Raw genomic sequence first — 8615 nt, 5'->3', positions numbered from 1 at the left:
TGCCATACGCTCTGGCTGACGCCGGATCAAGGGGCGAAGGAGGGTTGTCGCTGCGCTGTCCGCCAGCCAGTGCACATCGTCGATGAACAGCACCGTCCGGTCCTGGCGCGAGGCCATCTCGCCAAGCAGTGCCATGATCACGGCCCGCTTACCTCGGTTCCCTACGCCACTTACCAGCGCCTGTGATCGTTCGGCGTCAGTCGGCGAGAACGCGTGCAACAGATCGATCGCAAGCTTGTCTCCGTCTTGGTCGTCGCGATCGACCAGGAGCCAGATGACGCGATACCCGAGTGCGAGAACTTCCTCTCGCCATTCGCACAGTAAGGTCGACTTACCGTACCCCGCGGGTGCGCTGACCGTGAACACGGGACGAGATGCAGTACGGAACGCTGCCGGCAACTTCCAGCGCTCCGGCTTGAGAATCCAGGAGCCTGACTTCTGCATAGCTGTCTCCAACGACGCGTCAATAGTGAGCGACCTTTGATCTCCTAATCACGCAGGTCAGCACGCTTAGCCGTCTTCATTTTTATCGGCGCATTCGATCATACCCCTGTAGGGGTAGGCGCCTGGAGCCTCAAATTTCCACCATATGAAAGTCCGATTTAGGCGAGGAACAGTCAGGGCACGTCCAGTCGTCAGGCACATCTTCCCAGGCCGTACCGGGAGGTATACCGTCCGACGGCATACCCATCTCTTCATCATAGACAAAGGTGCACGTCACACATTGCCACTTCTTAAATTTTCTACTCATGTTGATCATCAGTCTCGATATCGGAGCACGCAATGAAGTCCGGCTTCTCACGGACGGCGCAGATCGGACAGGCCCAATTGGCAGGGATGGCGACCCAACGAGTTCCGGGAGGAAAACCTTCGCTTTTGTCTCCTTTGGCTTCGTCGTATATGTACTCGCAGATTGGGCATCTATATCGTTGTGCCATAGCACTCCTTTGCTTATTTGTGATGGTCGATCTTCCTCGAGGGCCCTGCAATACGCTCTATCGTTAGCGGCGGAACTGCTCGCGTAGCCATAGGATGGATTCATCCATCAGAGCGCGACCTTGAGAGAATGATGTGGCAAAGCAAAGGGTGCCGTGGATTGCGCCTTCGTAGCGGGTATGCGCAACCATGACGTCTGCTCTCTCTAGTGCCTTGGCGAACATCTCGCCCTCGTCACGTAGCGGGTCGAACTCCATTGTTTGCACCAGTGTGGCCGGAAGGCCGGCAAGACTCTTTGCTAGCATGGGCGAGCAGTTCGAGTGGTAGCCGTCAGAAGGTGAGTTTAGGTAATGTCCAAAAAACCAATCCATATCTGCCTTCTCAAGCAGATAGCCTTGCGCGTTCTCAACCATTGAGGTGGATGGAAGTCCTGCGCAGTTCGTGACAGGATAAACAAGGTGTTGCGCGCACAGCTGAGGACCGCCTTCGTCGCGAATGCGCAATGCGGTGACTGCTGCAAGATTGCCGCCAGCACTATCGCCTGATACAGCAATACGCTGAGCATCGCCGCCAATTTCAATGGCATGCTCCCCAGCCCAACGTGTTGCGGCTAAGCAATCGTCGGTTGCGGCCGGAAACTTGCATTCCGGAGCCAACCTATAGCCAACTGATACCACCACAGCGCCTGTGCCGCCACACAGCTCTCGGCAGATGATGTCGTACGCGTCAAGGCTGCCGAATACCCAGCCTCCGCCGTGAAAGTACATCAGGATTGGGAACGGCCCCTCACCTAACGGCGTATAGACGCGGATAGGAATCTTTCTGTCAGAGTCATCGATTGTGAGATCGACAGCGCTAAAGATCGTTGCGCGACTAGCCGGCTGACTTATACAGAGAGCGTCAAATGCATTCCGGCATTCCGCTGGTGTCATTTGATGGAAGGGCTTCGCCCCGGCGGCGGAGAGCGTCTTCAGCAGATCGGCTGCCTGGTTGTTCAGAGGCATCGCATGGACCTTTGGTGGATCTACGTAGGTTCGGCACCCGAAGCTTCTCTCGCTTTGTTCAAGCGTCTCAATCGGGCTCGTCATGAAGGCGTTAAGGAATACGCCTTGGTAACCCCCCGCTTCCTTCGAACGAACGCCAGCGGCGCTGCGTAATTCGCGGTTCGACGACAGCGGGGGGGGGCTACTGGCTAGCCGTTCATAGAACCGGCGTGCGCGTAGCGGTGGAAGAGCTTGTTGCGCTTGCGCGGATCGACGTTGATCTTTGTAATGTCGCCGTCGTACTGCTTCAGCAGCAGCGGATCCATGATGGCCCGATACAGAGGCGGAACATGACAGATCCAGATCATCCCTGGATACCCGGACGGCATCGTCGGTACATTGCTATAGCTGCACAAGGCTTGGTAGCTACGCGTCGGAAACGCATGATGATCGGAATGTCGCTGGACATGGAAATAGATCAGGTTCGATGCGATGTGATCAGTGTTCCACGAGTGCTCGGGTCGAACCCGCTCGTACCGCCCATCGGGAAGCTTCTGGCGCAGGAGGCCATAGTGCTCGATGTAGTCCGCGATCACGAGGAACCAGTAGCCGGTGAAGACAGTGGCCATCAGGTAGGGAACGATGCTCGTTCCGAGCCAGAAGAGAAGTGCGCTAAAGAAAACTAGAGAGATCAATGCTGGCTGAATGAACTCGTTCTCGAGCGTCCAGGGTCCCTTTCCGCTGCGCGCCAAGCGTTCCTTCTCAAGACGCCAAGGTCGGATGAAACCCGTGTACGGAAGCTCACGCAGAGCAAAGGCGTAGATGCTTTCACCCATCCGCGCGGAGCTGGAATCCTCGGGCGTCGAAACGTCTCGATGGTGGCCGCGGTTGTGATCGATCATGTACTGACCGTAAGCTGTTACTGCCAAGCAGATCTTTGACAGCCATCGTTCGAAACTGTCCTTCTTATGGCCAAGCTCGTGGGCCGTCACGATGGCAAGACCATTTGCCAGTCCAACAGAGACGCAAATGCCGGCGTAGCTGACCACACTGAGATCAAGTGTCCCGACTGCCCAAGCGCCCGCAATCATCGCGAGATAGTGAACAGGCACCGTGATAAATGTGAGACGCTTGTAGTAGTTGTCCTCCTCGAGTGCCTGGATGGCGTTTGCCGGCGGGTTTCTCTGACTGGTTCCGATAACCAAGTCGAGGATAGGTATAACGATGAACGTAAGAAAAGGCGCTAGCCAGTAGTAGGCCGCCTCTCCGGTAATCTGTGCCGCTGCGATTCCGATAACGGGCAGCATTGGCCACAGAACCCCAATTGCCCATGCGTATCGCTTCCTGTCGCGGTACTTGGGTTCGCCGTGCCCGTCGCCTGTCTTATTTGGCAAGGTCGTGATCATTTGACGTTACTCCTAGATCGATTGCTCGGGTCATCCGCGACTGCTTTGTGGATGACGATCTGGCGGTAGTCGCTCTAGGGCGGCTGCCTCCGTGGCGAGGACTTTGATCTACGGAGGTCGGATCCGCCCCCTCCCGGAAGGGATGTTGTTGGGGGGGAGCCAGTGGCGCGTCGTGGGACGGGGTGCTTCTAGGCGGTGCGACGGCCCGCGATGCGCCTCGGTGAAAGCCGTCGACGGTTGCTTTCCGCCGGCCCGATCGACGTCGGGTGGGTCAACCTCCTCCCAAAGCCATCACCTTTGAGAGGGGCGGCTTGAGCTGCGCCTGCTTGATCATCGCTGCGGACTCGGGGGCCAATTTGGTGCATGACCCGCGATGCCGGTAATCGCTTCACGGCGAACGAAGTTGCAAGTTGCGTAGGTGAAGGCCCACGCTACATGCTAAGTCCTGCATATATCAATATGAGGTGATTCGATGGCTGCAATTGAAAAGCTTTCGCTCGAGCAGAGAACGGATGTAATTGAATCAAAACTTGCGATTCAGGAGCTCGTGTACGGGTATGCCCTCGCCTGGGATCGACGTGACGTTAATCATTTGCTGTCAATCTTTCACGAGGATGCTGATTACTTGATGCCTGGGCTTTTTGGTGAGTATCACGGTTGGACGGAGATCCGTCGTGCATACGACGAGATTAATGTTGCCGTGCCTGATACGTGGCACTTCACAACTAATCTCATCGTGAAAGTTGACGGTGACCGCGCTACCGGTATTTCTGAAGCGAACGTGCACGCAACCGAGGCAAATGGGCGTGCGATCCGGCTGGCTGTTGCCTACCTGGACAACTACGAACGTCGAGCCGGCCGGTGGGCCATCAGTCGCCGCATGGTCGAAACCCACTACATAACCGGCCTTCTGCAGGCATGGGGACTCTCGAAAGAGTCGAAGTTCCCGAAGAACTAGGCTGGCGCATCGCTTGTAACTGGAAAGGATAGAAGATGAAGAACGTTCTGACCGAGGCTGGCGCCAGTCGGCGCGATGAAAGTGCTGAGTACGATGCCATCGTTATCGGCGCCGGCTTTGCCGGGATGTACATGCTCTATCGGCTGCGTCAGCTGGGAATGCGAGTGTGCGTCTTTGAGCGGGGGACGATGTCGGCGGCACTTGGTATTGGAACCGGTATCCTGGTTGCCGGTGTGACATTGAAAGCTTGAGCTACTCATACTCGTTCTCTCCTGAGCTCGAGCAGGAGTGGAACTGGACTGAGCGCTATGCTGCTCAGCCCGAAATCCTGGAGTATGCAAAGCATGTAGCGGACCGCTTCAACCTGCGGACTGATATCCGGTTTGGAACGACGGTCGTAGGTGCTGCTTTTGATGACAAAACCAGCGAGTGGGAAGTCGTTACAAGTGATGGAGTTAGCACGCGTGCGCAGTTTCTTATTTCAGCCGTTGGTTGTCTTTCGGCAGGAATCGTCCCGGAGTTCCCGGGGATCGGCGAGTTTAAGGGGGCCTGGTATCACACCGGAAGCTGGCCGCATGAACCGTAGATCTATCGGGTAAGCGGGTAGGGCTGATTGGTACTGGTTCGACGGGGATTCAATTCTCGTCTGCAATTGCGAAATCTGTTGGGCACCTGACAGTCTTCCAAAGAACTCCAAACTACAGCGTGCCATCCTGCAATGCTCCGCTTGAGCAAGAAGAACTCGCTGAGGCTAAGGCCAACTATCGCAGCATGCGCGCTCATTGCCGATATTCGAAGGTTGGTATTCCGTACATTGGAAACGAGAAGAAAGCGATTGAGGATTCAAAGACTTCGCGCGAGCAAAACTTCGAAACAGCATGGAATGGTGCTGGATTCTGCTTCGTGCTCAGCTATAGCGATATTTTGCTCGATCTGGAATCCAACAAAACGGCTGCTGATTTTGTCGAGAAGAAGATTCGTGGAACCGTCAAGGACCCGGCGGTCGCGGATCTTCTGGTGCCGCACGGATACCCGCTCGGAACAAAACGGTTGTGTGTCGACAGTGGTTATTATCAAATATTCAACCGCGACAACGTGAGTTTGGTTGATGTGCGCAAGTCGCCGATTCAGTCGATTACCGCGGCAGGCGTAAAGACCCTCGACAAGGAGTACGAGCTCGACGTCTTGGTTTTTGCGACTGGTTATGACGCAATCACAGGTCCACTTCTTAAGATGGACATTCGTGGCCGCAACGGACGGCAGCTTAGGCACAAGTGGAGCGAGTGGCCCCAGAGCTACTTGGGTCTAATGATGGAGGGGTTTCCGAATCTCTTTACGATTACAGGCCCGGGGAGTCCGTGCGTGCTTGTGAACATGATTGTTTCGATTGAGCAGCACGTCGAATGGATTGCTGACTGTATCGCCTCGATGGAAAGAGAGGGGAAGAAGACAATCGAGCCTGATATTAAGGCTGAAATCAGTTGGAGCGATACGGTAGACGAGATTGCAAATTCGACTCTCTATCCGCACACCGACTCGTGGTATACCGGTAAAAATGTGAATGGCAAGTCGTCGAGATTCACGCCGTATGCCGGTGGGATGGGGCCGTACCGACGCTTCTGCGAGGAAATCGTAGAAGATGGTTATCGTGGATTTCACTTTGACCTTGGTGTGAAATCTTAGCGATAGGCGTTCGGGGGTAAATACTATTTGCGAAAGTGTTGGCTGATTGGCGGCGAATGGATTCGATCTTTCATGAGGCGAAGCCAGTTCCGCCTATCGGCTGCACTTTTGTTGAATCTACTTTGTCTGCCTCTCTACTGCCGATGATTGAGCAATGGTCGCAGCCACGATACAGGCTGCTAGAAAGATCGCTCGCTGGTACTAGTGGTTCGGCAATCGAGCAAGCATTGCTGTTTCATGCGGGACAAGGGATCGCCGTCGCCCATGTATGGGAGTCAACGCCTGGATTCGTTGTACCGCCGTCGTATCGGCGCTTCGAGCGCTTTGAAGTCGCCTGCGAGAGCTCCGCTGCAGTTGGTCTGCCGGTCAATGTTCTTAGGTTTGGTAGGGGTCTGGTGCCACAAGGCCCCGGAGTTGTGAACCTTAGTCTTGCTTGGCGAACGCAGGCTATGAAATGGTCGCGTCTTGAAACTGTGTACGCAGCGTTATGCCAGATGCTCCAAGGTGGACTTGGTACGTTCGGCATCTTGGCGACGGAGCAGGCAGTGCCTGGTTCCTTCTCTAAAGGCCACTATCATCTCGCTGTAGATGGTCGTAAGGTCGCGGGAACAGCGCAGTATTGGCGACGTATCAGCAACTCCGAGCAAGTTGTGCTTGCTCACGCCTATCTTTTGGTCGATGCCGACCTTGAGACGCTAGTTCGTCAGGCGAATGAGTTCGAAGCCGTGGTCGGTAGCAACCGCGTCTATGTGGCAGATGCCATTACCAACGTTGCTTACGGAGCTAAGGCTCGAGGTAGATCTTTCTCGATGGGGGGCACTCGGCGGCGCATCACGCCATCACATGTGCAGCGTTTGCTACAGCACATTGCCAGTTCCAGCGCAGTGCTGTGTTAACTGGTTCTTCATTGTCTGAGGCGTCTGCTTCCCGAGCGACGCTAGGTTGGTGAGGCGGTGAGCTTGCTCTCTCCAATGTGAAGCTCTCATTGATCTCGTGGGCTGTTCGTTGCCGATCTAGTGCAGCACCCTCGGTGAAGGCTACGACAGCGTTCTTCCGGCGCGGCCGTTGGCCAGGTTGTACTCCAACGAGATCGCAGTTTGATGTAGCGCCGAAGCGGTAGTTCGCATGGCTGTATCTGCTGATCTCATGTCTGGCCGGATACGCGGAACCCATACCAATTGACTCTGCGAAGTTCCGGGTGACCGCTACCCCTTGTAGGGGGTATCGCTGGTTGTTCGGAACGCGGCAGCTTCGCTGCACCATGTGTGCGGACATTCTTGTGCCTACGGCCTCAAGCTGTCTAGCGCCTTGGGCACGCTTCGTTGCGCCGGTTTGAGCCGCTTTGGGTCGCTCTACTCAGCGGTTTGCGTCGGCATCTAGCTGGTAGGCGCTGAGCCGCGCGCTACGGATATCCCGCCAAGTGCTCTGCGTCGGCTCGCGGCGAGCGACGTTTGCCGCATTTGATCGATCCTCGCCGGCCTCGGCTGGGCGGGCGATCGCACCGGTCTCTTGGGGAGGGTCCCGATGTGGTCCAGCGACGTGTGGTCTGTGCTCTTGGTGCGGTAGCCGCCCACGCTATGCGCGGCGACGCCTTAGGGGGCCATGGTGAAACCTCTCGAGTCGGGTCGTGAGCTCGGCCCGAGCGCGCTCATCTGCCCGCCCGAAGGCTGACCCTCTCGAAGGCTGTGATCTCAGCGGTCTTCAAGTGCTTCGGCTCCATCTGAGCGAGTGATCGCGCTACTGGTCAGAGGCCTCATCGTCACATACCGATTCAACAACGAGCTGCTCGGAATGAAGGTAAGGGGGGGGCGATAGGTAGCGATTGGATGAGCCAGCCATGAAGCTGTAGCTTTTGCTCTGGACGTCGGGAACGACCCTCAACCAACGGCCAAGCAGCGCTGGCGGCGCCCTTCCAAGCGATCTAGGGTTGCGGCAACTCGAGGTCACCGTGTCAACAGCTCGCTGACGATGCTGCGGTTGCCGGGCCTGTGAAGTGCTGAGAGGAGCGGCTTGCACCAGTATGCAGTGCGCAAGGACCCTTGGTAGGCGCGTTCGCTCTCAACAAAGGTATGCCCGACTGCACGGGTGATCTAGGGCTGTCGTCGGTAGGGTTCGAGGCGCTTTCGGTGAAAACGAACGTTTCGGTTCCGCCCGATGACGCGCACGACAACGCCGGTTGCGCGGTGGCGAGACGAACACCACTGAATCGCATTACGCAGTCTTCGCGGTGCCGTTCCAGTGTCGATCCTCTGGATGTACTCAAGTCCTCAACCAACCGATACCGGCGCCTTGGTCCGTTCGTTCGCGACGCGGAGATCAACCGCAGTGACCAGGTCGATGCGGGTCGCGTCGCCTCCCCATTCCCCCCCTTAACCTCACCTTCGAGGGGGGCGTGATCGACCGCCCGATGGGACGATGAGTAGATCGGCGCCAAAGCGGTGCTCCGATCCGAGCAGAGAGATTCGCCGGCGTTGCCAAGCTTCTTGAGGATGTGATGGGTAAAGATGACCTGAGACACCGGATCGCCCGGTTCACGCTGGGATACCGATGGCCAATTCTGTTTGTTATGGCATTGATCACAGCGTTCTTTGCTGTTGGCATGGCCAAGGTTGAGATCAAGACGATCTTCTCAGACCTTTTTCCTAAGGA

At 56.4% G+C, this 8615-nt stretch carries 10 protein-coding genes; 5 read left to right on the top strand and 5 right to left on the bottom strand.

The genetic code is table 11. The features are described 5' to 3' along the window. The 5 genes from x551_RS15105 to x551_RS15095 all read right to left on the bottom strand — a co-directional run. Positions 1 to 444: AAA family ATPase (locus x551_RS15105; RefSeq protein ID WP_253950387.1), on the bottom strand; the 444-nt coding region annotated here is incomplete at its 3' end. 130 nt (positions 445 to 574) lie between these two features. Continuing rightward, positions 575 to 751 (bottom strand): rubredoxin, encoded by a 177-nt coding sequence (locus x551_RS24490; protein ID WP_081771353.1) that lies wholly within the window; start codon positions 749 to 751, stop codon positions 575 to 577. Then, positions 744 to 938, bottom strand: coding sequence for a rubredoxin (locus x551_RS24485; RefSeq protein ID WP_081771352.1), 195 nt, complete (start codon positions 936 to 938; stop codon positions 744 to 746). Before x551_RS24485 ends, x551_RS24490 begins: the two co-directional genes overlap by 8 nt. A 63-nt stretch (positions 939 to 1001) precedes the next feature. Continuing rightward, complete coding sequence (locus tag x551_RS24480) at positions 1002 to 1940, bottom strand: alpha/beta hydrolase (protein ID WP_036234876.1); 939 nt, start codon at positions 1938 to 1940, stop codon at positions 1002 to 1004. Positions 1941 to 2128: 188 nt separating this feature from the next. Further along, a complete protein-coding gene (locus x551_RS15095) occupies positions 2129 to 3325 on the bottom strand; it encodes an alkane 1-monooxygenase (RefSeq protein ID WP_036234879.1) in 1197 nt (398 codons plus the stop codon). Positions 3326 to 3797: 472 nt separating this feature from the next. On the opposite strand from x551_RS15095, the gene x551_RS24475 reads away from it, so the two are divergent. The 5 genes from x551_RS24475 to x551_RS24470 all read left to right on the top strand — a co-directional run bounded on the left by x551_RS24475 (position 3798) and on the right by x551_RS24470 (position 6862). After that, positions 3798 to 4283 (top strand): nuclear transport factor 2 family protein, encoded by a 486-nt coding sequence (locus tag x551_RS24475; RefSeq protein ID WP_081771350.1) that lies wholly within the window; start codon positions 3798 to 3800, stop codon positions 4281 to 4283. Positions 4284 to 4318: 35 nt separating this feature from the next. Beyond that, entirely contained in the window at positions 4319 to 4534 is a 216-nt protein-coding gene (locus tag x551_RS28025; protein WP_275452076.1) for an NAD(P)-binding protein, read from the top strand. Further along, a complete protein-coding gene (locus x551_RS28020) occupies positions 4531 to 4869 on the top strand; it encodes a hypothetical protein (RefSeq protein ID WP_275452075.1) in 339 nt (112 codons plus the stop codon). Before x551_RS28025 ends, x551_RS28020 begins: the two co-directional genes overlap by 4 nt. Positions 4870 to 4988: 119 nt before the next feature. Then, complete coding sequence (locus x551_RS28015) at positions 4989 to 5966, top strand: hypothetical protein (protein ID WP_275452074.1); 978 nt, start codon at positions 4989 to 4991, stop codon at positions 5964 to 5966. A gap of 56 nt (positions 5967 to 6022) precedes the next feature. Continuing rightward, positions 6023 to 6862 carry a lipoate--protein ligase family protein gene (locus tag x551_RS24470; RefSeq protein WP_231497749.1) on the top strand — a complete coding sequence of 280 codons (840 nt, stop codon included), beginning with the start codon at positions 6023 to 6025 and terminating at the stop codon, positions 6860 to 6862. Positions 6863 to 8615 lie beyond the last annotated feature (1753 nt).

Origin of the sequence: Methylibium sp. T29, from assembly GCF_000576205.1 — a bacterium.
Classification (GTDB): Bacteria; Pseudomonadota; Gammaproteobacteria; order Burkholderiales; family Burkholderiaceae_C; genus Methylibium; species Methylibium petroleiphilum.
The sequence above is the reverse complement of the archived record's forward strand: the minus strand, read 5'-3'. Positions and strand labels throughout refer to the sequence as shown.

What these genes read in the sequence shown, in the direction of transcription:
- x551_RS24475 (WP_081771350.1), top strand. Translation starts at nt 3,798, where the DNA reads ATGGCTGCAATTGAAAAGCTTTCGCTCGAGCAGAGAACGGATGTAATT.
- x551_RS15095 (WP_036234879.1), bottom strand. Translation starts at nt 3,325, where the DNA reads ATGATCACGACCTTGCCAAATAAGACAGGCGACGGGCACGGCGAACCC.
- x551_RS24470 (WP_231497749.1), top strand. Translation starts at nt 6,023, where the DNA reads ATGGATTCGATCTTTCATGAGGCGAAGCCAGTTCCGCCTATCGGCTGC.
- x551_RS28025 (WP_275452076.1), top strand. Translation starts at nt 4,319, where the DNA reads ATGAAGAACGTTCTGACCGAGGCTGGCGCCAGTCGGCGCGATGAAAGT.
- x551_RS24480 (WP_036234876.1), bottom strand. Translation starts at nt 1,940, where the DNA reads ATGCCTCTGAACAACCAGGCAGCCGATCTGCTGAAGACGCTCTCCGCC.
- x551_RS24490 (WP_081771353.1), bottom strand. Translation starts at nt 751, where the DNA reads ATGAGTAGAAAATTTAAGAAGTGGCAATGTGTGACGTGCACCTTTGTC.
- x551_RS24485 (WP_081771352.1), bottom strand. Translation starts at nt 938, where the DNA reads ATGGCACAACGATATAGATGCCCAATCTGCGAGTACATATACGACGAA.